The 21,425-nt window shown below is 64.1% G+C and carries 26 protein-coding genes; 14 read left to right on the top strand and 12 right to left on the bottom strand.

The genetic code is table 11. The features are described from left to right. Positions 1-183: 183 nt before the first annotated feature. From HALRU_RS10790 to HALRU_RS10800, 3 genes are read right to left on the bottom strand one after another with little or no spacing between them, the layout of a single operon-like run. Positions 184-1,086 carry a helix-turn-helix transcriptional regulator gene (locus HALRU_RS10790; protein ID WP_015301421.1) on the bottom strand — a complete coding sequence of 301 codons (903 nt, stop codon included), beginning with the start codon at positions 1,084-1,086 and terminating at the stop codon, positions 184-186. Then, positions 1,083-2,102, bottom strand: a complete 1,020-nt coding sequence (locus HALRU_RS10795) for a terpene synthase family protein (protein WP_015301422.1) — start codon at positions 2,100-2,102, stop codon at positions 1,083-1,085. Before HALRU_RS10795 ends, HALRU_RS10790 begins: the two co-directional genes overlap by 4 nt. An 8-nt stretch (positions 2,103-2,110) precedes the next feature. After that, positions 2,111-2,503, bottom strand: a complete 393-nt coding sequence (locus HALRU_RS10800; protein WP_015301423.1) for a DUF7344 domain-containing protein — start codon at positions 2,501-2,503, stop codon at positions 2,111-2,113. Positions 2,504-3,078: 575 nt separating this feature from the next. Between HALRU_RS10800 and HALRU_RS16005 the strand changes: the two genes are divergently transcribed. Genes HALRU_RS16005 through HALRU_RS10820 form a run of 5 tightly spaced genes read left to right on the top strand, consistent with a single transcriptional unit; the run spans position 3,079 to position 6,245 of the window. Then, on the top strand, positions 3,079-3,204 hold the full coding sequence (locus HALRU_RS16005; protein ID WP_394294991.1) for a hypothetical protein: 126 nt from the start codon (positions 3,079-3,081) through the stop codon (positions 3,202-3,204). Positions 3,205-3,248: 44 nt separating this feature from the next. Further along, on the top strand, positions 3,249-4,316 hold the full coding sequence (locus HALRU_RS10805) for an ABC transporter ATP-binding protein (RefSeq protein WP_015301424.1): 1,068 nt from the start codon (positions 3,249-3,251) through the stop codon (positions 4,314-4,316). Continuing rightward, a complete protein-coding gene (locus HALRU_RS10810; RefSeq protein ID WP_015301425.1) occupies positions 4,313-5,191 on the top strand; it encodes an ABC transporter permease in 879 nt (292 codons plus the stop codon). The genes HALRU_RS10805 and HALRU_RS10810 overlap by 4 nt, the downstream gene beginning before the upstream one ends. A gap of 57 nt (positions 5,192-5,248) precedes the next feature. After that, the gene (locus HALRU_RS10815) at positions 5,249-5,908 is read left to right on the top strand and encodes a hypothetical protein (protein ID WP_015301426.1); all 660 of its coding nucleotides are present in this window, start codon (positions 5,249-5,251) and stop codon (positions 5,906-5,908) included. Positions 5,909-5,966: 58 nt separating this feature from the next. Continuing rightward, complete coding sequence (locus tag HALRU_RS10820; RefSeq protein ID WP_015301427.1) at positions 5,967-6,245, top strand: hypothetical protein; 279 nt, start codon at positions 5,967-5,969, stop codon at positions 6,243-6,245. A 115-nt stretch (positions 6,246-6,360) separates the two neighbouring features. Here HALRU_RS10820 and HALRU_RS10825 read toward each other — a convergent pair whose 3' ends face one another. Next, entirely contained in the window at positions 6,361-7,227 is an 867-nt protein-coding gene (locus HALRU_RS10825; RefSeq protein ID WP_148680513.1) for a bacteriorhodopsin, read from the bottom strand. A 229-nt stretch (positions 7,228-7,456) separates the two neighbouring features. Between HALRU_RS10825 and HALRU_RS10830 the strand changes: the two genes are divergently transcribed. Next, positions 7,457-7,741, top strand: coding sequence for a hypothetical protein (locus tag HALRU_RS10830; protein WP_015301429.1), 285 nt, complete (start codon positions 7,457-7,459; stop codon positions 7,739-7,741). A gap of 51 nt (positions 7,742-7,792) precedes the next feature. Here the strand turns inward: HALRU_RS10830 and HALRU_RS10835 are convergent, their stop codons facing one another. The 3 genes from HALRU_RS10835 to HALRU_RS10845 form a co-directional block, all read right to left on the bottom strand. Next, on the bottom strand, positions 7,793-8,254 hold the full coding sequence (locus HALRU_RS10835) for a pyridoxamine 5'-phosphate oxidase family protein (protein ID WP_015301430.1): 462 nt from the start codon (positions 8,252-8,254) through the stop codon (positions 7,793-7,795). 79 nt (positions 8,255-8,333) lie between these two features. Further along, the gene (heR, locus tag HALRU_RS10840) at positions 8,334-9,176 is read right to left on the bottom strand and encodes a heliorhodopsin HeR (RefSeq protein ID WP_015301431.1); all 843 of its coding nucleotides are present in this window, start codon (positions 9,174-9,176) and stop codon (positions 8,334-8,336) included. A 100-nt stretch (positions 9,177-9,276) separates the two neighbouring features. Beyond that, positions 9,277-10,020, bottom strand: a complete 744-nt coding sequence (locus HALRU_RS10845) for an aspartate/glutamate racemase family protein (RefSeq protein WP_015301432.1) — start codon at positions 10,018-10,020, stop codon at positions 9,277-9,279. 225 nt (positions 10,021-10,245) lie between these two features. On the opposite strand from HALRU_RS10845, the gene HALRU_RS10850 reads away from it, so the two are divergent. Both HALRU_RS10850 and HALRU_RS10855 read left to right on the top strand, forming a co-directional pair. Further along, positions 10,246-10,476, top strand: coding sequence for a hypothetical protein (locus tag HALRU_RS10850; protein WP_015301433.1), 231 nt, complete (start codon positions 10,246-10,248; stop codon positions 10,474-10,476). Beyond that, positions 10,473-10,865: a PIN domain-containing protein gene (locus HALRU_RS10855; protein WP_015301434.1), complete on the top strand. Its 393-nt coding sequence runs from the start codon at positions 10,473-10,475 to the stop codon at positions 10,863-10,865. The genes HALRU_RS10850 and HALRU_RS10855 overlap by 4 nt, the downstream gene beginning before the upstream one ends. Positions 10,866-10,916: 51 nt before the next feature. Here HALRU_RS10855 and HALRU_RS10860 read toward each other — a convergent pair whose 3' ends face one another. Further along, the gene (locus HALRU_RS10860) at positions 10,917-12,107 is read right to left on the bottom strand and encodes a redox-regulated ATPase YchF (protein WP_015301435.1); all 1,191 of its coding nucleotides are present in this window, start codon (positions 12,105-12,107) and stop codon (positions 10,917-10,919) included. 182 nt (positions 12,108-12,289) lie between these two features. On the opposite strand from HALRU_RS10860, the gene HALRU_RS10865 reads away from it, so the two are divergent. The 3 genes from HALRU_RS10865 to HALRU_RS10875 all read left to right on the top strand — a co-directional run bounded on the left by HALRU_RS10865 (position 12,290) and on the right by HALRU_RS10875 (position 14,054). After that, on the top strand, positions 12,290-13,156 hold the full coding sequence (locus HALRU_RS10865; protein WP_015301436.1) for a hypothetical protein: 867 nt from the start codon (positions 12,290-12,292) through the stop codon (positions 13,154-13,156). Between the two features lie 87 nt (positions 13,157-13,243). Then, positions 13,244-13,594 carry a glyoxalase/bleomycin resistance/dioxygenase family protein gene (locus HALRU_RS10870; RefSeq protein ID WP_015301437.1) on the top strand — a complete coding sequence of 117 codons (351 nt, stop codon included), beginning with the start codon at positions 13,244-13,246 and terminating at the stop codon, positions 13,592-13,594. A 142-nt stretch (positions 13,595-13,736) separates the two neighbouring features. Next, complete coding sequence (locus HALRU_RS10875) at positions 13,737-14,054, top strand: DMT family transporter (protein WP_015301438.1); 318 nt, start codon at positions 13,737-13,739, stop codon at positions 14,052-14,054. Positions 14,055-14,116: 62 nt separating this feature from the next. Here the strand turns inward: HALRU_RS10875 and HALRU_RS10880 are convergent, their stop codons facing one another. Next, entirely contained in the window at positions 14,117-14,590 is a 474-nt protein-coding gene (locus HALRU_RS10880) for a hypothetical protein (protein ID WP_015301439.1), read from the bottom strand. Between the two features lie 192 nt (positions 14,591-14,782). After that, entirely contained in the window at positions 14,783-15,511 is a 729-nt protein-coding gene (locus tag HALRU_RS10885; RefSeq protein ID WP_015301440.1) for a glycosyltransferase, read from the bottom strand. A gap of 270 nt (positions 15,512-15,781) precedes the next feature. On the opposite strand from HALRU_RS10885, the gene HALRU_RS10890 reads away from it, so the two are divergent. The 3 genes from HALRU_RS10890 (at position 15,782) to HALRU_RS10900 (ending at position 18,432) form a co-directional block, all read left to right on the top strand. Next, positions 15,782-17,191 carry an FAD-dependent oxidoreductase gene (locus HALRU_RS10890; protein WP_015301441.1) on the top strand — a complete coding sequence of 470 codons (1,410 nt, stop codon included), beginning with the start codon at positions 15,782-15,784 and terminating at the stop codon, positions 17,189-17,191. Positions 17,192-17,267: 76 nt separating this feature from the next. After that, positions 17,268-17,900: a DsbA family oxidoreductase gene (locus HALRU_RS10895; protein WP_015301442.1), complete on the top strand. Its 633-nt coding sequence runs from the start codon at positions 17,268-17,270 to the stop codon at positions 17,898-17,900. Positions 17,901-17,997: 97 nt separating this feature from the next. Continuing rightward, positions 17,998-18,432, top strand: a complete 435-nt coding sequence (locus HALRU_RS10900) for a universal stress protein (RefSeq protein WP_015301443.1) — start codon at positions 17,998-18,000, stop codon at positions 18,430-18,432. A 134-nt stretch (positions 18,433-18,566) separates the two neighbouring features. Here the strand turns inward: HALRU_RS10900 and thrS are convergent, their stop codons facing one another. Together thrS and pyrE are read right to left on the bottom strand one after the other, a co-directional pair. After that, complete coding sequence (gene thrS / locus HALRU_RS10905) at positions 18,567-20,510, bottom strand: threonine--tRNA ligase (protein ID WP_015301444.1); 1,944 nt, start codon at positions 20,508-20,510, stop codon at positions 18,567-18,569. A gap of 309 nt (positions 20,511-20,819) precedes the next feature. Next, on the bottom strand, positions 20,820-21,353 hold the full coding sequence (gene pyrE / locus HALRU_RS10910) for an orotate phosphoribosyltransferase (RefSeq protein WP_015301445.1): 534 nt from the start codon (positions 21,351-21,353) through the stop codon (positions 20,820-20,822). Positions 21,354-21,425: the final 72 nt, after the last annotated feature.

Here is a 21,425-nt window from a genome sequence, read left to right on the forward strand (position 1 = left end):
GATACTACCGCTAGGCGAATTCCGGCTAAAACGATTGTGGATAGCTAGGGTGGCTACTGTCGGATAAAATGAGAGCGGCTTGCGCTCGTGGCAACCAGGGACCGCGGAGCGAGCGCGACCATCGAACACCGACTGACTCGGAGATCGCCTTCGCCGGTGACGTTCCGCTCGGCAGCCCCGGGCTCACGAGATATCGGACGTTGCCAACGGTTCCGCGTCCGCGAGCTGGTCGGCGTAGAGATTTTCCGCCCACTCGCGGGCCGACGGATCTCCGCACTCGATGAGTACCTCCGCGTTCCCGTTCTCGTTGTGGGCAGCCATGCCGATCTTGTCCTCGAAGAGGAACATTTCGAACGGAAGGCCGTCGTGGGCGTAGACCTCGAAGTTTCCGGTATCGATGGACTCGTAGGCCTTTTCCGGGTATTCGGAGAGCATTAAATCGACGACTTCTCGATCGAAGAGGGCTTTGATTTCCATCCCGTTCATCATCTCCTTGTAGGCCACGTCGACGTAGACGGGGGAGATGACCGTCGAGAACATCCGGAGTCGGTCCGAGTTGCGTATCAGTTCCGTAATCCGGTGAATCGTCGCGTGTGGTTGACGGGCTTTCCGACGCGTGATTTTCGCGTCCGAGAACTGTTCGACGGTGATCCCGTTCCCGTTCATGTCGATCGAATTCAGGAACTGTTTGAGAGAGACTGCCGTAGCGGTCCGTCTTCCGAAGGACTCCATCTGTTCGGCGATCACCTCGCCGAAGCCGGTGAGTTCGTACGCCCCGTCCGACCCGTCGATGATATCGTGTTTTTCGAGCGAGTCGGTCGCTCGATGGACCGTCGACCGGGACATATCGACCTGCGCCGCCAGTTCGCTGGCATCGGCAGGCTCCGCCCGAAGCACCCGCAGTAACGGTGCCCGACGGACGACCTCTAACAGGAATTCCCGGTTCTCGGTCGGCTGTGCCCCCGGTACCCCGTCGTTCCCGTGCATCGTTTCGATGTCGTTCGTGTCGTCGGACCCTGCAGTAGCCGATTTCGCCCCGCCGTCGGCCACGGTGAAGTCACGACGGTGCTCGTTATGGTCGGTCATTTCAACCCCCTGCTCGCGAGGTGATACTCCATCACCGTCTCGATACCGTCGAGGTAGGCCTCGATATCGACGGTATCGATCTCCGATTCGTACGCCCTCGCTTCGGCAAGTTCCGCACGCCATCGGGCCAGGAAAACGTCTTCGACGTCGTGCTCCCGAATCGTCCCGATGATCCGTTCGACGTCTTCCTCGCGAGAATCGGTCCGGATCGCGCGGAGATCGGCCGCCGAGACGATGTCGCGTTCGAGCGCGTAGACGACGATCCCGGACGTAAAGTCCCCCTCGGCGACCTCGCGCTCCCAGGTCGTGATCCAGTTGCCGATACGGACCATCCGCTGGGCCCGTTCGATCACCGTCCGAAGGGTCGACAGATCGGCGGATTCGAACGTCGGGGAGTGAACGAGATCGATATTCGCGAATCCGAAGAGCATCATGTTGTGCGCATCGTACGTCCGTAACTCGGACCCGGTGACGAAGTCGATATTCTGGTTCGCGAGGAACGAGTACTTCATCGCGTTGAGCACTTGCTCCAGATCGAACCGGAAGATATCCTCGAATTCGCCACGCCGGGGGCTCTCCGAGACAGTCGGTTCGAATCGCTCCCAGACCTCGCTCGCAAAGGATAGGACGTCCGCGTCGACGCCATCGCGTTCGTGATCGACGGAGCGGTGGTCGAACGGAATCTTCGCGGCCTCCTCGTAGGTCGCGCGGTCCTGGTGTTTCTCGGCGACGTCGTCGAGGATGCTCACGAACATCAGGGCGGCGAGTTTGCCGTCACGCGTTCGCTCGGCATATTCGGGGGCGACCGACGAGAGGGAGAACGCGGGGAAGAGGTGATGGGCCCACTTCCAGAGGAATCGATCTCGATCGCCGACGATTTCCTCGTAGGATTCGACCAGCCGGATCGAATCGGCGGGGAGGGAATGATTCCGGACTCGTTCGAGCGCCACGTTCGGTTCTTCGAGCGCAGGCGGGTCGCTCGACCCGTCTGACGACGGCGATTGTGGGACGGTCATAGATAGCGTTACTGCTCCCCGTTACCCTCGTCGATCGAAAGGAACTGCTCGACACGTTCCGACGCCACGTACCGGACGGTACCGGCCACCGGATCGAAGCGAACCACTTCGGCGTCCGCGAGTTTCGGCACGTGAACGTGGTGGATGTCGGTCGCGATCCGTTCGCGTGCGGTTCCTGGCCCTGGCTTCGGCTCCTCGCGTTCGGCGACGAAATCGACGACATCCTCGACGGGGACGGCCTCAGCGGGCCGTCTCACCAGATACGTGAGGGCGTCACGCCGACGTTCGTTCGCGAGAAGGCGATGAACCTCGTCTACAGGTATCGGCTCTCGGGTCCGCTCGTGGGGGTCGCCGGCCGTAGACGAGGTAGTGTCAGTATTATGGGAGTAATTGTCCGTCATTGACGGGTCCAAACGAGGCTGCTTGTTAAGTCTGGCTAGTAATCAGTAATTAGTAAGACGTATTTTACGGTAATAGCCCATTAGCCGAGCAGAGGAGTTAGAGTCGGTGACGGTATTACCCTTCCCGGACAGCACAAATACCGGGGGAGTTGGTAGAGTTACCAGTATCCAGCTACCAGCAAGGACGTGCCCGAAGGCGGTTGCCAACGGCCGACGCCGCAGCTCCCGTCGTGAGAGCCGGTAGCGAATCCGAAGAGTCGATTGAAGCAGTCGCGGTGACACACGTATCGGTCCACACCGATCGCACCGACTCCCGCGTAGGTACATGCGGCCTATCAAGCGCTATGTCAGCCCCAACTAGTTACTAGTCGATACAATTGCAATTGCGACACATTGGGCCCGGCTTTGCCACTGTACAGGTTACTCGCAATTCGATCTAACCATCAGACGGGCATGGTAACAGGTGAAGACGTATCAGCATCTCCGATCGAGTTGCGAACGTCAGCCGCCTGACCACCTGCTTATGAGCGTCACCCCCGACACCGGGTTGGCGGCGAACCAGTCGGTCGGCATTGGTGCTTGAACGGTCCCAGATCAATCTGTTCGACGCCGCCTCCGGCGACGCGCTCGTCCACGGGCTCACCAGGTTCGATCCGCAGGGCGCCAATACCGGACGGACGGGGACGCAGGTCGACAGCTGAGGCGGGGTTGCCTGTATTTCCGTCTCGACCACCTTATCCACAGTATGTCGAACGATCGGTCAGTATCGAGCGCCAGCACCCACGGCGGGCAGTCCCAGAGTCAGAGAGCGGATCGGGCGAGCGGGACGGATCACGCGGCGATCGATCTCGAGGGACTCGAGGTGACCTACGGCGACGGAACGGAGGCGGTCAGAGGCATCGATATGACGGTCGCCAGTGGGGAGTTCTTCGGCTTTCTCGGCCCGAACGGGGCGGGCAAGACGACGGCGATCAAAGTCCTCGCGACGCTCCTGTCGCCAACGGCCGGTCGGGCGCGAGTGAACGGGTTCGACGTTCGCGACGAGCCTCGGAAGATCCGCGAGTCGATCGGATACATGGCCCAGGAGACGAGCATCGATCCGGAGCTCACCGCCGAGGAGAACGTCCGCTTTGCGTGCGAAGCCTACGGCGTACCGCGCGGCGAACGCGACGACCGAACGGCCGAGTTACTCGAACTCGTCGGCCTCGAAGCGGTCGCCGACAAGCGCTCCGAGGGCTTTTCCGGCGGGATGAAAAAGCGCCTCGACGCCGCGACGGCGCTGGTCCATCGACCGCCGCTGGTCTTTCTCGACGAGCCCACGACCGGCCTCGATCCGTCGGCACGGAACCGGCTGTGGGAGTACTTCGAGCGGATCAACGAGCGCGGGACGACGATCTTCCTGACGACACAGTACCTGGACGAGGCCGACCAGCTCTGTGAACGCCTGGCGGTGATATTGGACGGCGAAATCGTCGCAGAGGGATCGCCTGCGGACCTGAAACGAGCCGTCGGCGGCGACGTGCTCGACATCGACGTCGGAGGCGGCGCCGACGCCCGCGACCGCGCCGCGACGATCGCACGGGACGTCGCAGCGTTCGACGATGCGAGCATCGAGGCGACGGACGAAGGGCTCAGCGTCACGGCGGAAACGGCTCGCGAGTCGGGACCCGACCTGCTCGTCGCGCTGCGGGACGCGGGAGTGACCGTCACCGGCTTCAACGTCCGCGCGCCGACGTTAGACGACGTGTTCCTCGCGATCACCGGCGAACGGGTCACCACCGATGCGGCAGACGCCGGGGAGAACCCGCCATGAGTACGCCGGCTGCGGAGTCGACGACCGACCGCGAACCGGCCCGGACCACGAACACGTTCGTGGGAGACGTCTGGGTCAACTTCAAGCGCTGGAATCTGAAAGCGGTGCGGAACCCGTTCGTCCTCGTCGTCTCGCTCGCCCAGCCGTTCATCTTCCTCGTCCTGTTCACGGAGGTGTTCGGCAACGTGGCCGGCGAGGCCGTCAGCCGGGGCCTTCCGGGTGTCAACTACACTACGTTCCTCGTCCCGGCGATCGCGATCCAGGTCGCACTCGCCTCGGCGGTCACCTCGGGAATCGGCCTCGTCAACGACATCGAGAACGGCATGTTCGAGAAGGTGCTCGTCTCGCCGATGAACCGGACGGCCGTCTTCGTCGGCAAGACCGCCGCCGAGGTGGTTCGTATCGCCATCCAGATCGGGATCATCCTCGGACTGGGCGTGGCCCTCGGCGCGGAGATCGCGACGGGCGTCGTCGGTGCTGTCGGCATCATCGCCGTCGGGATCGTCTTCTCGCTGTGGTTCATCGCGTTCTCGAACACGCTGGCGGTACTGACCCGGGATCAGGAATCGACGATCATCGGCGCGAACCTGTTACAGTTCCCGCTCCTGTTCCTCTCGAGTGCGTTCCTCCCGCTATCGACGCTCCCGACCTGGATCCAGGCCTTTGCCCGCCTCAATCCAGTCACCTACGGCGTCGACGCGACGCGCGCGATCATGCTCGACGAGGACGTGATGACCGTCCTCGACGTCACCACGTTCGGCGGCGCGCTCGACACGATTCTCCCCGCCGTGGCCGTGCTCATCGGGCTCGCCGTCGTCCTGGGCGCGATCGCGATATACCTGCTCTCGCGGGCGACAAGTTCCGACGTTAGATGACGTTTCTGGGGCCCGTCGGGTTCTATATCGGTCGCGATCGTACGTGGACCGAGACCGATGGGACGAGAACGCTTCGAAGACGGTTCGGGACCCGACTCGAACGCGGCGATGCTGCTGGACGAGTATCTTCCCGCCTTCGACGCCACGCAGGTCGAACACCGGATCGTCGACGCCGATCCCGAGACGACCTACGACGCGACGCTCGATGCGAACCTGCTGGACCTCGGACCGATCGTCCGACTCCTCGGGACGCTGCGGGCCGCGCCACAGGTCCTGGCCGACCGGCTTCGAGATCGCCCCAGGACAGCGCCTCCCGAGCGGATGCGGTTCGCCGACGTGCCCGAGACCGACGAGTGGACGTTGCTCGCCGAATCGCCCGGCGAGGAGTACGTCTTCGGCGCCGTCGGGAAGTTCTGGCAACCGTCGATCCAGTGGCGGGCGGTCGACGCGGACGGGTTCACGGCATTCGACGAGCCAGGGTACGCTAAACTGGCGATCGGCCTGTCCGTGCGGCCCTACGGTGACCATCGGACGCTACTCTCCTACGAAGCACGGACGGCGACGACGAGCGAGTCCGCGCGACGCAGCTTCCGACGCTACTGGCGCGTCATCAGCCCGTTCGCCGGCTACCTGATGCGGCGCGCGCTCGCACGCATCGAAGCCGACGCCGAACGCCTGGCGAACCGGACGACGCGACGCCCGTCCCGGAGACGGTAACCGGACCGGCCGAACCGGGCCCGGTCGCTATTCGGTCCTGCGCGTCGTAGCGGAACGCATGGCTCGACGGTTGCAACTACGCGACTGGGACGCGCTCGTCGAGGAACTCCGCCGGTTCGGCGAGTCCGGAGACGTGACCGCGGACGCGGACTCGATTCGCCTCAACTTCGGAGCCGGGTCCGTCGAGCTGGAACGGGGCGGGCACGTCAGTACGGGAATGGCCCTTCACACCTTCGAGTACGACGGCGACGCGAGCATCGTCGTGGACCACGACGCGGGATCCCTCACGATCGAATCCGGAAGCGTGACCTACACGTTCAGACGTCCCGGCGGATGAGCGTACGGCCGATGTCCGGCGGGGTCCGGGCCTCCACGGCCGGATCCCGTGTCGAACGACGACAGGGCCTGGCGGTGAGAGACGACCGGGGAGCCGCACCCCCACAACAGCCCACTCAGTCGTCGGTCGCCACGATGGCACGCGTACTCCGCCCCCACTCGGGGCCGCCCGCGATCTCGCTCGGTTCGTCCGCCAGGTACAGCATGATCAGCATCGTCACGACGTATTTCGTGATCACGTCGAGGGCGCTGTATCCCCAGGAGGTGACCACGACGTCGAGGACGACGAACCCCTCCACGCCAAGCGCCCACAGGACCGGATAGCCGAACCAGCCGACGACGGTGAGGAGTTTCAGCGTATCGAAGATGTCCGCAGTGCCGGTCAGATCGGCCTCTGCCGACCACTCGACCAGAAGGATGTAGACGATCACCAGAAAGAACGTCGAACTCAGCGCGTACCACCACCAGCGGAGGAACAGTGCGGACGTCGTGAGCGCGGCGGCGAGCCCGGTGAGACACATGGCGATCGTGAGCGCGACCGAGGTCAGAATCTTCGTCCAGTCCGACCCCGCGATCAACCCGAGTGCGATCAAGATGAACGGGGTAGAGAACGTCCAGGTGAGATACCGCCCCCACATGATCAACACGCCGGCTTCGCCAGCCGTCGTCCGGCCCGCGGCCGGGTGGCCAGGTGGCATCTCGACGATACTCAGCGTCAATCCCGACGTCAGCCCCGTGTAACTCGAAATCGAAACGACGGAGATGAGCAGGACCGAGACGGTGATCAGCCTGGCTCGGGGGTCTGTCAGGCCCCGGGCGAGGACGACGATCGCGAGAATAGTCAGCCCCGCGAGAGCGATGTTCAGGACGAACGATAGCGACAGGAGCGCGTCGTCGTGGACGTACTCGAACAGCGTCCGCTGTGACGCCGTGCCGACGACGGCGTCTAGGACCGGCCGTGCCGAAAGTGTCGAAGGGTGCATGTGACGGTGGACGTACACGAGCATCGCTATAAAACGGCAAACCCCGTATCACTGGTGAAACGGGCAATTACCTGGCACAGTCGCGAATGCATTGGTACGTTCGCGGCGCACAATTGCCAAAACCAGACCGCGGCCGAGGGCGGGTGGCGGAATCGAGTGGCTCGTCCGTCGGCCACACCAGGTCACCACCGCGAGAAGGGTTCAAGACCGCGCGGCCCGTACCTCAGGTATGACCGTTCCCGTTCGGTACTATTGCCCGCGCTGTGAGACGGTCGTCACCCTGCAACGGTCGGCCTCGATCGCCGACAAATCAGTGACGCCAGCGCCGCTTTCGGGGTGGTCCTATACCGACGTCGACGGCGAGTACGACGCGGCAGACGGCGTGCGCATCGTCTGCGGCGAGGCCGAGACCGACGGCGAGGGCTGTGGCGAGCCGTACTACCTGAACTTCCTCCGACTCGCAAACGGGGCAGACGTCGAACCGGGCGACGCTCGGCCGCCGGGTGAGGCCTGACCCAGGAGCCACAGAGCGTCCGCGGACGAATCACACTCCGCGCCGCCAGTCTCACGCGTCGGTTGCGGATACGTCGCGCATTCGCTCGGCGTAGTCCCAGCTGTAGATGGTCGACGGCTCGATCCGGATGCGGACCTCCTCGCGCTCGTCGTCGAGTAGCCACTGGGCGAGCGACGAATCCGTCCCGTCAAGGTAGCGTTCGACGAGTTCCTGGAGCGTGTCCCTCGCACCGTCAGTCGAGATCGTTACGGTCCCGTTCCCTCTGATCCCGCTGTAGGGAACCCGGTTCGTCGAGACGTCGAAGGCCACCGACGGATCGTTCCGCAGAAAGCCCGCGACGGCCGCATCCGCCTGGGTCGCACACTCGAACACGCCATCACGGTAGCGATACCACAGCGTGACGACCCACAGCGAGCCGTCCGGGCGGTGGGTAGCCAGCCGAATCGGAACCGTCGTTTCCTGCAGGAAGATCTCGACGTCGTCCTCGCTCCAGGTACCGCGGAACTCGGTCATACGGGTTCCCGACACCGTGCAGGGAGAAAAACGCACCCGGACAGACTCCCCGTGTGGTGGCCCTGCCATCCACCGCGGCTCAGATCGGCGACGTCAGCGTCCCGAAGTAGACCTGCCAGGCCAGCGCCGACTTCGCGACGAGACTCAGGAGGATGTAGACCCGCTCGCCGAAGAGGTACTGCCGCCAGCGCCAGGTCTCCCGGTACTGCAGGATCATGTTGATGGCGAAGAGATTGAAGAACACGAAAATTGAGATGTAGATATAGATGACGAAGTCCGGGACCTCGCCGTCGCCCGCGACGACGGATCCGACGAGGACGATCGCGATGACGACCCACGGGATCGCGCCGGCGACGACGCCCACGTTGTAGGCCGTCCAGTCGGTCCGATCGGTCAGTTCGTTGTGCCGTTCCATCACGAGGCCACAGAGGTTCATCACCGCGACGAGGCCGAACAGGGCGACGAGCGTCCCAAGGTCCCAGATGCCGGCGAGCATGGCGATGACGACGATCATCAGCGAGGCGCTGAGTGCGTACTCGTACCAGCGATAGGGGTTCATCCCCCGCTCCAGATAGCGGACGTACGCCCCGTAGCGGACGGTGGCGACGATCGTGTGCGCGATCGCCGAGAGGAACAGGAAACCGGCGACCAGCAACGGGAGCGGGACCTCGACCCACTGCACCGTCGTGGGCGCGAGGGCCTCCGTCGCGACGTCGAACTCGTAGCGCGTCCGGGTGATCGGCCACTGGATCGATTCGGCGAAGACGACCATCAGCGCCCCCTGGACGAAGTGGAGGACGGCCATCACGGCGTTCCAGCGACGGAGTCGCCGGTACCGGGGCGCGGCCCGAAGCGGCGTCGACGACTCCGATTCCGGTGACGCGTCCGCCGGTGCAACCGGCGAGCGTGTGGACGAGGACATCTCGATTCCAGCCGTACGACACCCACGGTCGTATAGTTCGAGGGACGAAGACAGCACAGCGCCGCAGTAGGCGTCCCCTACGCTTCGATGCTGTCGGTCCCTACGAGGAGCCGTTCGGCGCCTCGCCGAGGCTGCGTTCGACCGCGCGCTCGACGTGCAAGGCAGTGGTGTCGTACAGCGGAACCTCGGGCCGGTCGGTCTGCGAGACGAGCAGCTCGATCTCGGTGCAGCCCAGGACGACCCCCTCGGCACCACGCGCGACGAGATCGTCGATGAGCTCGAGATAGCGCTCTCGGGAATCGGCCAGTACCTCGCCGTGGGTCAGTTCCTCGAAGATGATCCGGTCGACCGCTTCCCGATCGTCGGCGTCGGGAACGAGCGTCTCGATGCCGTGGTCGGCGAATCGGTCGTGATAGAACGCACCCTCCATCACCGCCGCGGTGCCCAGCACACCGATCGTCTCGAGCCCGTCGGCCCGGATCGCCTCGGCGGCGACGTCGACGATGTGGACGAACGGGATCGAGAGCGCCTCGACCAGCCGGGGCGCGACGCGATGCATCGTGTTCGTCGCCATGACGACGAAGTCCGCGCCCGCGGCCTCGATGGCCAGCGCGGCGTCGACGAGACGGTCTCCCGCCCGATCCCACTGGTCGGTGCGGATACAGCGCTCGATCTCGGCGAAGTTGACGCTCCGAATGACGAGGTCTCCCGCATTGTGCCCGCCCAGTTCGTCACCGATGGCCTCGTCGATACCCCGGTAATACTCGCGTGTCGACTCGCTACTCATGCCGCCGAGGATCCCCACCGTCGCGAGGTCGTGGGGATCACCTGAATCGGTACTCATTGCTGTCTTCAGTTCGTTTCTCGCGCCCCACCATATATCTCCGAATTAACGGTGAATATGTTGGTTGGACATGCGGAGTGTAGTCAACTGAGCCGCTGTAAACACGAGAACAGGCCCGTCAGAGTGGTTCTCACCAGACTGGATCGTTCGGCAGGGTTTCGCCCACCGAGACCACTGCTCGTCGGTCCCGAGGATTCAATAGCTCGTATACCCCAGTATACAGCAATGAGCAAATCGATGCGAATCTCCGAGGAGTTTCACGAGTACATCGCATCGCACAAGCGCGACGACGAAACGATGGAGGATACCCTTCGTCGGCTCATCGGCGGTCCACACCCGGAAGAGGTCGCGGGGATTCTCTCGAGTGACACGGCAGCGACTATGCGATCGCGACTGGACACGAAACACGAGGTCGACGCCGACGAAAAACGCGAACTTCGGGAGCGATTCGAGTGATTCTCGACACCTCGTTTCTGATCGATCTGTTCGACGGGCGCCAAGACGCCTTCGAGAAGGGACTCGAATTCGCGGAATCGGGAACGATCCAACGCGTCCCGGCACCCGTGGTGATGGAACTATCGTACGGTGCTGGGTTCGGTGACGAGACGGAACGCCGCAACGTACAGAACGCGCTCCGGATGTACCCGATCGTCGAACAGGACGAACAGATCGCTCGACGGGCAGGGCACCTCCTGGCAACGGCCGACGTCGAGGCTGGTGGTGAGAGTGGGATCGACAAAGTCGACCCGATGGTCGCGGCGGTAGCCGACCGATACGGTGAACCGGTCTGTACGGCGAACACTCGAGATTTCGAAGCTCTGGGAGTCGACGTGGAGCGGTACTGAGAACCGGGGAATTGGTTTTCGCGTGATACGTTCGCCTGCTGACGCGGCCACCTACTGATTCGTCGAGACGACCTCGAGGACGTCCCGGTGATCCAGGACGGTATCCGCGCCGACCTGGCGATCGTCGCGACAGTCGATGCCGTGGAGGAAGCCGTCGCCGATGTCGGAGTGGAGGTGGTAGGCGAAGTCCTCCGCGGTCGCGTCCGCGGGCAGGAGAAAACAGTCGCGGAAGGGGCCTTTGGTCCAGTTGCCCGAGGCCGTCCCGGGGAAGACGGCCTTCAGATCGAGCACGTCGAAGGTCGCCGTTTCGAGTACCTGCTGGACGCCCGTCCCGTCGAACTCGTCGACGAACTCGCGGATCTGTTCGAGTCCGGCCTCCTGCTCGGCGGGGAGGTCCTCGGTCGTGATCGCGAAGTCACGCTCTCCGGGCGTGTACTCGACTACCCCCTGTTCTTTCGCGTTCTTCAGCGCTTTTTCGGCGTGAGCGGAGACGGGGACGAACTCCAGGTGCTCGTAGGCGGGATCGGTCGTGATCTCGTCCCAGTTGTCCTGTGCGGCCGGCGTGTCCATCTTGTTTGCCGCGATGGTCATCGGCTTCGTGCGCTTTCGGATCTCGCGGGCGAGGGCCTCTTTTTCCGCACCGTCCCACTCGAGTGGCGCGACCGGCAAGTCGATCGCGAGGATCGTCTGCTTGATCGCCGCCGGTGAGATGCCGAATGCCGAGAGTTGCTCGCCGAGGACGTCCTCGGGATCGATGTCTTCGACCTGCTTGTCCGCGTACCGTCGCACGCCCTTCTCCAGAATGTCCAGGTACCACGCGTCGAGTTCGTCTTCGAGGAAGTCGATGTCCTCGCGCGGGTCGTGACCCTCCGTCGCCTCGCCCTCGCTGTCGGTCGTGCCGGAGAAGTCGACCACGTGGATCAGGACGTCGGTCTCGTTTAAGTCCGTGAGAAACTGGTTTCCGAGGCCACGCCCCTCGTGAGCGCCGGGAACCAGCCCCGCCACGTCGACGAGTTTCACGGGGACGAACCGGGTGCCGTCCTCGCAGACGCCAACCGACGGCTGACACGTCTCGTCGAACTCCGGTGCCGCACACGGTGTCCGCACGTACGCCTCGCCTACGCTCGGGTCGATCGTCGTGAACGGGTAGGCCCCTTCGGGCACGTCGTTCATCGTCGCCGCGTTGAACAGCGTCGACTTGCCCACCGAGGGCTTGCCGACCAGGCCGATCCGATAACTCATTGGCGGATCGAGGGAGTCGGCGCCTAAACGGGTTTCTACCTCGGTGTGGCCGTGTGAAGTGGTTTCACGAGTCGCAGTGACGAGGGCCGAATCGGCATGGCATACGCGGGCACGACACAAACGTGCACGGCCGATTACAATGAATACTTACAAGTACGCTGGTGAAATGTGTAAAGACGAACATGCAGCTTTCGCGCACCCTCCAGGCCGCCCTTCTCGGTGGCTCTTTCGCCGGATTTGCCCACGCCCTCCTCGTCTACGGACTGTTCAGTCTCTTCGAGTACCAGGCCGTCGTTCCGAACGCCCCGATGGCAGCCATCCTGCTGGGAAGTTTCTGCCTCGGCTTCGTCGCCATCGGGTGCAGTCTCTACACGCGGCTACTCACACCCGGGATCGGCTTCGGGGCGCTCGTCACTGTCGTGAGCGTCGTCGAGCTTACGACGCCCGGACCGGAACGAATCGGCGAACTTGGTGGCGCCATCGTCGTCGACGGGGCGTTCTACGTTCTGTGGTACGCCGAGTCGTGGGCCGTCTGGCTCTCGCTCTTGCTCGTCGGCACGATCGCGGAGTACGCGATCAGGAGCCGGTACGAGCTCGGCAGCGACGGTGTCCGACCGCTACCAACCCTGTCCCGGTCCCGTTCGACCGGCATCACACTCGTCGGCACCGTCAGCGTCCTCGTCGGGATAGCGGTCCTGACGCAGCTCGAAGCGAGCCACAACTGGGACCTCACCGCCTCGATCCTCGGCGGTGGGTTCGCGACGATGGCCACCGCGATTGCGCTAGGCGCCGTGCTCGGTCGCGGCCTGCTCGCACCCGTCGCCCTCTACACAGTGGTCGTCCCGACGGCCATGGGTACAGAAGTGTTCACGGCCCCCGATAGCGGGATGCACGTTCTCGCGATCGGGATGCTCGCTGCGGCCTCCATCGGCATCGTCGTCATCGAGACCTCCATCCGGACTGGAGTCCGGCGCGTACGAAGCGCACGGGCGCTGACCGACGGAACGATCCCATCAGCCGCTGACTCGCCCGAGCACCACGCGGACTGAACGGCCAGACAGTGCCCATCGGTACCGGCCGCTGCACATCCCGGTCCGACCGAAACTGCAAACTCGGACGCGGCGAAGATGACTCCTATGTCAGGAATCGTCTTCTTCGGAACCCGATCTCGCGAATCGGTCGTCGAATTTTACGTCGAACGCGTCGGTGCCGATCACTGGCTCGAACAACCCGACTGTACGATCCTGCGCTACGACAATCAGCTGCTCGGGTTCTGTGACCGCGACCGCGCCGAGACCGACGGCACGATCACGGTCGTCTTCGATTCGGCCGCGACCGTCGACGACGCGTACGAGCGACTCTCCGACGTCGCCCACGACGAGCCCGTCGAGAACGAGCGCTATCGAATCTACCAGTTCTTCGCCGACGATCCCGAGGGACGAACGGTCGAATTCCAGACGTTTTTACACGAGACCGAACCGATCTGAGCCGAGGACCACACGAACGACGTTGGAACACGAATCCCTGCGGCGTTGCCCGGACCAGGACAGTCCAGTCACGACCGCACGGCCCGTTCAACCGCTGGACCGAGGAGCCTAAGACGGAACGGGCCCGAAACCGGGATACACGATGTGGTACGTCCTCCTTCTGGCGGGCCTGTTCGAGATCGCCTGGGCGATCGGGCTCCAGTACTCCGACGGGTTCACGAGACCGGGTCCGACGGTCGCGACCCTGATCGCCCTCGCGATCAGTATGGTCCTGCTCGCACGGGCGGTCACGGAACTCCCGATTGGGACGGCCTACGCGGTGTGGACGGGCATCGGTGCCGTCGGGACCGCCACGCTCGGCGTAGTCCTCTTCGACGAACCCGCGACGCTCGCACGAGCCGGCTTCATCGGGCTCATCGTCGTCGGGATCGTCGGTCTTCACCTCGCTGGCGGGCACTGACGGAGTGGGGGGAGTGACACGACCGGTGCGTGAGCGAGTGGTCGCTGACGCAAGTGATGCGGCTACTCGCTGACGCGTTGTAAGGCGAGTTCGATCGCCGCGAGGGAGCCGTCCACGTTGGACGGGTTGACGCGCAACAGTCCGTGGGGTTCGTACGAGTCCGAGTAGTCGAAGAGTCGATTCACCTTCGCTCGCGGGACCTGAATTTCCTCGACGGCCGAGAGCGAGTAGAGCATGGTGAACGGCTCACCCGTCTCGAAGGCGTCGCTGGCCCAGCCCTCGTCGTCTTCGACCGTCGTCTCGACCCGCCCCGTGGCGACGTAGGCGTCGTCCCGGAAGAACAGGACGAGATCGTCGGGTTCCAGTTTTGCGAAATTCGACTCGTTTCGCGAGCCGTCACTCACTCCCCAGAACCGAACCGACTCACCGTCGGCCAGGCCATCGGGGGCCTCGGGAACGGACGTCAGATCGACGGGCGATACGACGGTCTCGTCGAAGGCCGGCGACTCACACCGCGCGAGAAACACGTTCGACATGTAGTTGTCCAGATGGCGTTTCCGAGAGGTATTAAATAAAGTGGTGGGCGATTTACCTGCCGGATCGGGCCGTAACAGGCGCTTGAGGCGCGTAGAGAGTGGTTTTCCCCACTGAGCGGGACGTGATAATGCGACCGATTACGAGTCAGGTGTCGTGAACATCGTCGATCGTGCGGAACGTCGCAGGCGGCCTCAGCCCCAACCGGTCGCCCGCACTCGACCGACATCCAGTCGTGCGTAGTGCCAGAGCGTCCCCGAGAGTCCGTCGGCGGCGATCCGGCGTCCGGAGGTTTCGACGAGTCGCTCCGGGCAGTAGCCGGTCGGATACTCGGCAGCGAGTCGCCGACTGAATGCCGTATCCTCGTTGGGAACGTCGGGGAAGCCACCGAGTGCGTCGAACGCCGCCCGGTGAACGAACGTGTTGAATCCCGGGAGGATGGGGTGGGTGAGTCGCGGGAAGAGTCGATTGATGGTCCCCTGCATCAATTTCGCCCGGACCGGGCCGGAGATCCGGCAGTACGAACTCGCCGCGGCGAGGCCAGTTCGATCGACGTACTCGAGCATCGTCGAGAGGTACGATCGGGCGAGAACCGTATCCGCGTCGACGAACGCGAGCCACTCGCCAGTCGCCCGGCGGGCACCGGCGTTCCGTGCTGCCGCGATGCTCCGATCCGGTTCGGTCACGACGGCCGCCCCATGGTCTCGGGCGATCGAGACCGTCTCGTCCGTCGATTCGCCGTCGACGACGATGACCTCGTCGAACGACGCACCTGTAAGGTCCCGACAGGAGGACAGCGTCGCGGCTATGTACGCCGCTTCGTTTCGGGCGGGGATCACCGCACTCACCGATCGGTCGGTGGGACTGGCCCAGGGCCGATGTCCGGGGTCGGACAGGCGATCGGGCTCGCGTCGGCCGACCATCGTCACTCGAGAACACCGACCACGCTCGTAAACGATACCCCTGATCGGTCGCTCGGAGAGCGGTGACGAACGGGCGTTGGATCGACCGATCCACGTGGGTACGCTGCGTCGGTGGACAGCACGCGCCGGATAGCACCCCCGACTCGATCGAAGTAAACTCCCTAATAGTGGTATGGTATACCATCGCATTTCAGCCGATGTAGGAGTTATTTTGTGTATCGAGTCCAGTTTGTCGATGAGGACAACACACCGAGTCGGTTCGAGTCAACCATGAAGGAATACGACTTAGTCATCGTCGGCGGCGGGATTAGCGGGGCATCGCTGTTGTACACTGTCGCAGAGTTTACTGACGTCGAACGCGTCGCACTCGTCGAGAAAGAAGACGAGATCGCGGCCATCAACTCCCATCACACGAACAACTCCCAGACGCTTCACTTCGGGGACATCGAGACCAACTACACCCTGGAGAAGGCCGAGTCCGTCAAGGAGGGGGCCGAGATGGTCGCCGGCTACCTCGAGTCGAACGATTCCGACCGCGAAATGCACTCGAAGCGCTCGAAGATGGTGCTCGCGGTCGGCGACGAGGAGGTCGACTCGCTCGAACGACGCTACCACGAAGAGGGATTCGGCGACCTCTTCCCGAAGCTGGAGGCGATCGACCGCGACGAGATCGCCGAGATCGAGCCGAAGGTCGTCGAGGGCCGCGACCCAGGGAAGGAGATGCTCGCGCTCCAGACGCCGGACGGCTACACGGTCGACTACGGCAAACTCGCGAAGTCGTTCGTCGACGAGGTCCGCGACGACGACGGCGTCGACGTCTTCACCGGCACGGAAGTCACGGAGATCACGGACGAGGACGACGGCTTCGTCATCGATACCGACGCCGGCCACTTCGAAGCCGACGCCACGGTCGTCGCTGCCGGGTCACACAGCCTGCAGATCGCCCAGGAGATGGGCTACGGCGAACACCTCTCCTTGCTCCCGGTCGCCGGCAGCTTCTTCACCGCCGACGAGGGCCTCCTCAACGGCAAGGTCTACACGCTGCAGATGAAGAAACTGCCGTTCGCCGCGGTCCACGGCGACGCCGAGGTCCACGATGGCGATCTCACCCGCTTCGGCCCGACGGCGAAAGTCGTCCCCGCACTCGAACGCGGGCGGCTCTCGACAGTCCCCGACTTCTTCGACGTCTTCGGGCTCAGCCCGAGTTCCTTCCTCAGCTACACGAACATCCTCGCAGACCGCATCCTCTTTCCCTACGTCGTGAAAAACCTGCTGTACGACCTGCCGGCCGTCGGCCCGCGCGCCTTCCTCCCGCACGTCAAGAAGGTCGTCCCGACGGTCGAACTCGACGACATCGAGCGGGCGAAGGGCTACGGCGGCGTCCGCCCGCAGATCGTCAATACGCGCACGAAGTCCCTCGACATGGGTGAGGCGACGATCACCGGCGACGATATCGTCTTCAACGTCACGCCCTCGCCCGGCGCCTCGACCTGTCTGAAAAACGCCCGGCGCGACACGAAACAGGTACTCGAGTTCCTCGGCGAGGAGTACGACTTCGACGTCGACGCCTTCGAGGACGCGACGATCGGCAACTTCCCGCACGAGCGCGACGAGGACGAAACGGTCGAGGAGGCCACGGCGACGGACGACGCCGAGCCGATCGCCGCCGACGACGACTGACGGGACAGCCGATCGATCCGACACCGATTCTGCCGCGACCCGGCGCCTTTTCCACGTGAACGCCCACGTTCTTCCCATGAGCGACACTGTCGACCAGCTCACCGTCTACTCCGATCACGTCTGTCCGTTCTGCTACCTCGGACGGCGCTCGCTCGAAACGTACGAAGAGACCCGCGACGACCCGCTCTGCATCGAGTGGCACCCGTTCGATCTGCGTAGCGGGAAGCGCGGCCCCGACGGCGAAATCGACCACACCGTCGACGACGGCAAGGACGAGGACTACTACGAACAGGCACGCCAGAACGTCGAACGCCTTCAGGACGAGTACGGCGTCGACGACATGCTGAACCTGGACGAGGTGCCCGAGACCGACTCGCTCCCCGCGCAGATCGCCTCGTACTACGTCGACGACACCCACCCGGACGCGTGGCGGGCATTCGACGACGCGATTCTCGAGGCCCTGTGGATCGACGGCCGCGACATCGGCTCCCCCGACGTGCTCGCAGACGTCGCCGCGTCCGTCGGACTCGACGGCGACGAGATCCGCGAGGTGGCAGCCGACGAGACCCGACGAGACGAACTCGAAGCCCTGTTCGCCGACGCCCGCCGTCGGGGTGTCACGGGCGTCCCGACGTTCACCACCGACGAACACGCGGCCCGCGGTGCCGTCCCGCCGGCCCAGCTCGAACGCCTCGTCGAGGGTGTCTGAGTCGACACGACCGACGGACGAATCAGCTCCCAACGACGGTTCCCACGTCCTCGCACCCGACCGGGCGTTTATCCCAGATGAACACGAATAATCACCTATGGCACACCACGTCCTGGTTCCGTACGACGATTCCGAGCGATCGACCGACGCGCTCGAGTTCGCGATCGAGGAACATCCCGAGGCGACGATCACGGCCGTTCACGTGATCGATCCAAGCGACTTCTACGCGGCAACCGGCATGGAAGGCGGCGCAATGGCCAACTACGACGCCATCATGGAACACCAGAACGAACGGGCCGAGAACCTGCTCGAAGACGCCCGCGAGATCGCGAGCGACGCCGGCGCCGAGATCGAGACCGATCACGTCGTCGGGAGCGTCTCGCGTTCGATCCTGGAGTACGTCGACGAGCACGACATCGACCACGTCGTCCTCGGCAGTCACGGCCGCACCGGGGCCCGACGCATCCTGCTCGGCAGCGTCGCCGAGACGATCACCCGTCGCTCACCGGTCCCCGTCACCATCGTCCGGTGACGGACCGGCTATTTTGCGAAGCGAATCGACGGTAGTACCGTCGCACGGCGACACAACCGCCCCATTCATCGCTACATGCACACACCGACACAATCGTACCGACAGAAGTAGTCGAGTACCAGGCGACGCGGCGCTTACTGGAGGAAGTCGGGATCCGTCCGTTTTTCGGCGCGTTCGGCTGCGACGTGGTCGTGGAACGTCTCGAGATCGACCCCCTCTCGCTGGTCCTCGTAGCGGTCGCGCACCGAGATCGTGCCGTCGGCCTCCTCGTCGTCGCCGACGATGAGCTGGTAGGGGACGCGGTCGTCGTGGGCGGCACGGATCTTTCGGCCGAGCGTGGCGTCGCTCTCGTCGACCTCGACGCGGAAGTCGTCGAACTCGTCGGCGACCTCGTGAGCGTACGCGAGGTTGTCGTCCGAGATCGGCAGGACGCGAAGCTGTTCGGGCGCGAGCCAGAGCGGGAAGTTACCCTCGTAGTGCTCGATGAGCACCATGAAGAAGCGCTCGTAGCTGCCGTAGATGCCACGGTGGATCATCACCGGGCGGTGGGCCTCGTTGTCCTCGCCGACGTAGGACAGATCGAAGCGCTCGGGCATGTTGAAGTCGAGCTGAACCGTGGGGCCGTCCCAGCTGCGGCCGATGGCGTCCTCGAAGCCGAAGTCGATCTTCGGCCCGTAGAAGGCGCCGTCACCGTGTTCGACCTCGTAGTCCATCTTCGACTCCTCCAGGACGGATTCGAGGATCGACTCGGCGCGCTCCCAGATTTCGTCGCTGCCGACGCTCTTCTCGGGCCGCGTCGCGAGGGCAACCTCGTACTCTAGGTCGAACGTCTCGAGGACGGTGAAGATCATCTCGATGATCTGCTCGACCTCGGCCTCGATCTGGTCGGGCCGGACGAACAGGTGGCCGTCGTCGATCGTGAACGCCCACACGCGCGAGAGCCCGGAGAGTTCGCCGCGCTGTTCCTTGCGGTAGACCTTCCCGTCCTCCGCGTAGCGGATCGGCAGGTCGCGGTAACTCCAGGACTGATCCTGGAAGATGGCGGCGTGGCCCGGACAGTTCATCGGCTTCAAGCCGAACTCGTCGTCGCCAACGTCGAAGACGAACATGTCGTCTTTGTAGTTCTCGTAGTGGCCCGAGCGGTGCCAGAGGTCGGTCTTGAAGACGTGGGGCGTCTCGACGTAGTCGTAGCCCGCATCCCGGTTCAGTTCACCGACGAACGACGAGAGTTCCTGCAGGACCGTCTTTCCCGGCGGGTGATACAGCGGGAGGCCGGGACCCGTGACGTCCTGAATCGAGAAGAGGTTCATCTCGTTACCGATCTTGCGGTGATCGCGTTCTCTGGCTTCCTCCCGCCGCTCCAGGAACTCCTCGAGATCGCTCTCACTCTCGAAGGCCGTCCCGTAGATCCGGGTCTGCATCGGGTTGGTCTCGTCCCCACGCCAGTAGGCACCCGCGATCTCGAGCAGTTCGACGGCACCGATCTCGCCGGTCGAGTCGACGTGCGGGCCGGCACAGAGGTCCTCCCACTCACCCTGGGTGTAGAAAGTGACCGTCTCACCTTCCTCGGCCAATTCCTCCAGAAGTTCGAGTTTGTACGGTTCGTCGGCGAGGCGGTCCTCGGCCTCGGCGATCGAGACCTCCTCGCGTTCGATATCGAGGTCTTCGTCGACGATCGATTCCATCTCCGACTCGAGGGCTGGAAGGTCGTCCTCGTCGACGTCGAGTTGATCGAAGTCGTAGTAGAAGCCCTCGTCGGTGGGCGGCCCGATCGCCAACTGAACGTCGTCACCGAACTGACGCTCGACGGCCTGGGCGAGCGTGTGCGCCGCCGAGTGGCGCATCACGTCCAGGTACTCGTCGGACTGATCGGTGACGATCTCTAAGTTCACCCCGTCGTAGACGGGTGCTTCTTTGGCGACGAGCTCGCCGTCGAGTTTGCCCGCGACCGTGTCACTCCCGAGGCCGGGGCCGATCTCGTAGGCGCAGTCCTCGACGGTCGCGTCCGCGTCGACGTCGAGTTCGGACCCGTCCGGCAATACGACCGCTATTCCGTGCTGTGAATCTGGTTCTGACATGACTGTGATAGCGCGTGGTACTTCTCGGAGAAGCCCGATCCGGCGTCCGCGAACGCCGCCCGCTGGTCGACCGATTTCGACACAGCGACCGGTAGGTGTGGGTTAGAAGCGGGCGGAACGCCCTGTAAAGCGGACACCTACCATCGTGACTACGCGTAGCCCGGACCACAATAAAAACGTTTTGATGGTCGAGCCCCCGGCAGTCGGCGGGAACCGGCACGTGCCGGGTCCGCCCGGCGAGGACCGACGACGATCGGTCCAGTTTCGACCCTGGGAAGTCGCCGGACCCTGGCTCACCCGGCCGCGGACTCACTCCCGATCGGCGTCGGCGAGCAGTTCGCTCGCGGTCACCAGCGCATCCATCTCGACGCCCGCGTCCGCGACCGTCTCGCGGCCGCCCTCCTCGCGATCGACGACGACCAGCGCGCGCTCGACCGTCGCACCCGCGTCCCTGAGCGCCTCGACGGCCTCGACCAGACTCGTCCCGGTCGTCACGATGTCCTCGATCACGACGACCGACTCGCCCTCGTCGAGCCGGCCCTCGACGAGATTCGCCGTGCCGTAGTCCTTGCGCTGCTTGCGTGCGATAACGTACGGGACGCCTGCAGCGACGCTCGTCGCCGCCGCGAGCGGGACGCCCCCCAGCGCCACGCCGCCGAGTTTGTCGTCCGCGCCCAGGCGCTCGGCGAACGCGTCGGCGATCGCCGAGAGACAGGTCGGATCCGTCTCGAAGAGGTACTTGTCGACGTAGTACTCGCTGGTCCCCCCGTGGGAAAGTTCGAACTCGCCGAACTGTACGGCATCCGCGGCACGGAGCGCGTCGATGAGTGTCTGGTTGGTCATACCCGACGTGTACGAGGCGACCGAGATAAGCGGTTTGAAAGCAGATTCCTCGGTTCCGACAGCCCCATTGGC

It is taken from the genome of Halovivax ruber XH-70, from assembly GCF_000328525.1.
GTDB lineage: Archaea > Halobacteriota > Halobacteria > Halobacteriales > Natrialbaceae > Halovivax > Halovivax ruber.

What these genes read in the sequence shown, in the direction of transcription:
- HALRU_RS10790 (WP_015301421.1), bottom strand. Translation starts at nt 1,086, where the DNA reads ATGACCGACCATAACGAGCACCGTCGTGACTTCACCGTGGCCGACGGC.
- HALRU_RS10875 (WP_015301438.1), top strand. Translation starts at nt 13,737, where the DNA reads ATGTGGTACGTCCTCCTTCTGGCGGGCCTGTTCGAGATCGCCTGGGCG.
- HALRU_RS10835 (WP_015301430.1), bottom strand. Translation starts at nt 8,254, where the DNA reads ATGACCGAGTTCCGCGGTACCTGGAGCGAGGACGACGTCGAGATCTTC.
- HALRU_RS10810 (WP_015301425.1), top strand. Translation starts at nt 4,313, where the DNA reads ATGAGTACGCCGGCTGCGGAGTCGACGACCGACCGCGAACCGGCCCGG.
- HALRU_RS10820 (WP_015301427.1), top strand. Translation starts at nt 5,967, where the DNA reads ATGGCTCGACGGTTGCAACTACGCGACTGGGACGCGCTCGTCGAGGAA.
- HALRU_RS10895 (WP_015301442.1), top strand. Translation starts at nt 17,268, where the DNA reads ATGAGCGACACTGTCGACCAGCTCACCGTCTACTCCGATCACGTCTGT.
- HALRU_RS10850 (WP_015301433.1), top strand. Translation starts at nt 10,246, where the DNA reads ATGAGCAAATCGATGCGAATCTCCGAGGAGTTTCACGAGTACATCGCA.
- HALRU_RS10890 (WP_015301441.1), top strand. Translation starts at nt 15,782, where the DNA reads ATGAAGGAATACGACTTAGTCATCGTCGGCGGCGGGATTAGCGGGGCA.
- HALRU_RS10795 (WP_015301422.1), bottom strand. Translation starts at nt 2,102, where the DNA reads ATGACCGTCCCACAATCGCCGTCGTCAGACGGGTCGAGCGACCCGCCT.
- HALRU_RS10880 (WP_015301439.1), bottom strand. Translation starts at nt 14,590, where the DNA reads ATGTCGAACGTGTTTCTCGCGCGGTGTGAGTCGCCGGCCTTCGACGAG.
- HALRU_RS10885 (WP_015301440.1), bottom strand. Translation starts at nt 15,511, where the DNA reads ATGGTCGGCCGACGCGAGCCCGATCGCCTGTCCGACCCCGGACATCGG.
- HALRU_RS10900 (WP_015301443.1), top strand. Translation starts at nt 17,998, where the DNA reads ATGGCACACCACGTCCTGGTTCCGTACGACGATTCCGAGCGATCGACC.
- HALRU_RS10870 (WP_015301437.1), top strand. Translation starts at nt 13,244, where the DNA reads ATGTCAGGAATCGTCTTCTTCGGAACCCGATCTCGCGAATCGGTCGTC.
- HALRU_RS10825 (WP_148680513.1), bottom strand. Translation starts at nt 7,227, where the DNA reads ATGCACCCTTCGACACTTTCGGCACGGCCGGTCCTAGACGCCGTCGTC.
- HALRU_RS10845 (WP_015301432.1), bottom strand. Translation starts at nt 10,020, where the DNA reads ATGAGTACCGATTCAGGTGATCCCCACGACCTCGCGACGGTGGGGATC.
- HALRU_RS10865 (WP_015301436.1), top strand. Translation starts at nt 12,290, where the DNA reads ATGCAGCTTTCGCGCACCCTCCAGGCCGCCCTTCTCGGTGGCTCTTTC.
- heR (WP_015301431.1), bottom strand. Translation starts at nt 9,176, where the DNA reads ATGTCCTCGTCCACACGCTCGCCGGTTGCACCGGCGGACGCGTCACCG.
- HALRU_RS10830 (WP_015301429.1), top strand. Translation starts at nt 7,457, where the DNA reads ATGACCGTTCCCGTTCGGTACTATTGCCCGCGCTGTGAGACGGTCGTC.
- thrS (WP_015301444.1), bottom strand. Translation starts at nt 20,510, where the DNA reads ATGTCAGAACCAGATTCACAGCACGGAATAGCGGTCGTATTGCCGGAC.
- HALRU_RS10815 (WP_015301426.1), top strand. Translation starts at nt 5,249, where the DNA reads ATGGGACGAGAACGCTTCGAAGACGGTTCGGGACCCGACTCGAACGCG.
- HALRU_RS10805 (WP_015301424.1), top strand. Translation starts at nt 3,249, where the DNA reads ATGTCGAACGATCGGTCAGTATCGAGCGCCAGCACCCACGGCGGGCAG.
- HALRU_RS10800 (WP_015301423.1), bottom strand. Translation starts at nt 2,503, where the DNA reads ATGACGGACAATTACTCCCATAATACTGACACTACCTCGTCTACGGCC.
- pyrE (WP_015301445.1), bottom strand. Translation starts at nt 21,353, where the DNA reads ATGACCAACCAGACACTCATCGACGCGCTCCGTGCCGCGGATGCCGTA.
- HALRU_RS10860 (WP_015301435.1), bottom strand. Translation starts at nt 12,107, where the DNA reads ATGAGTTATCGGATCGGCCTGGTCGGCAAGCCCTCGGTGGGCAAGTCG.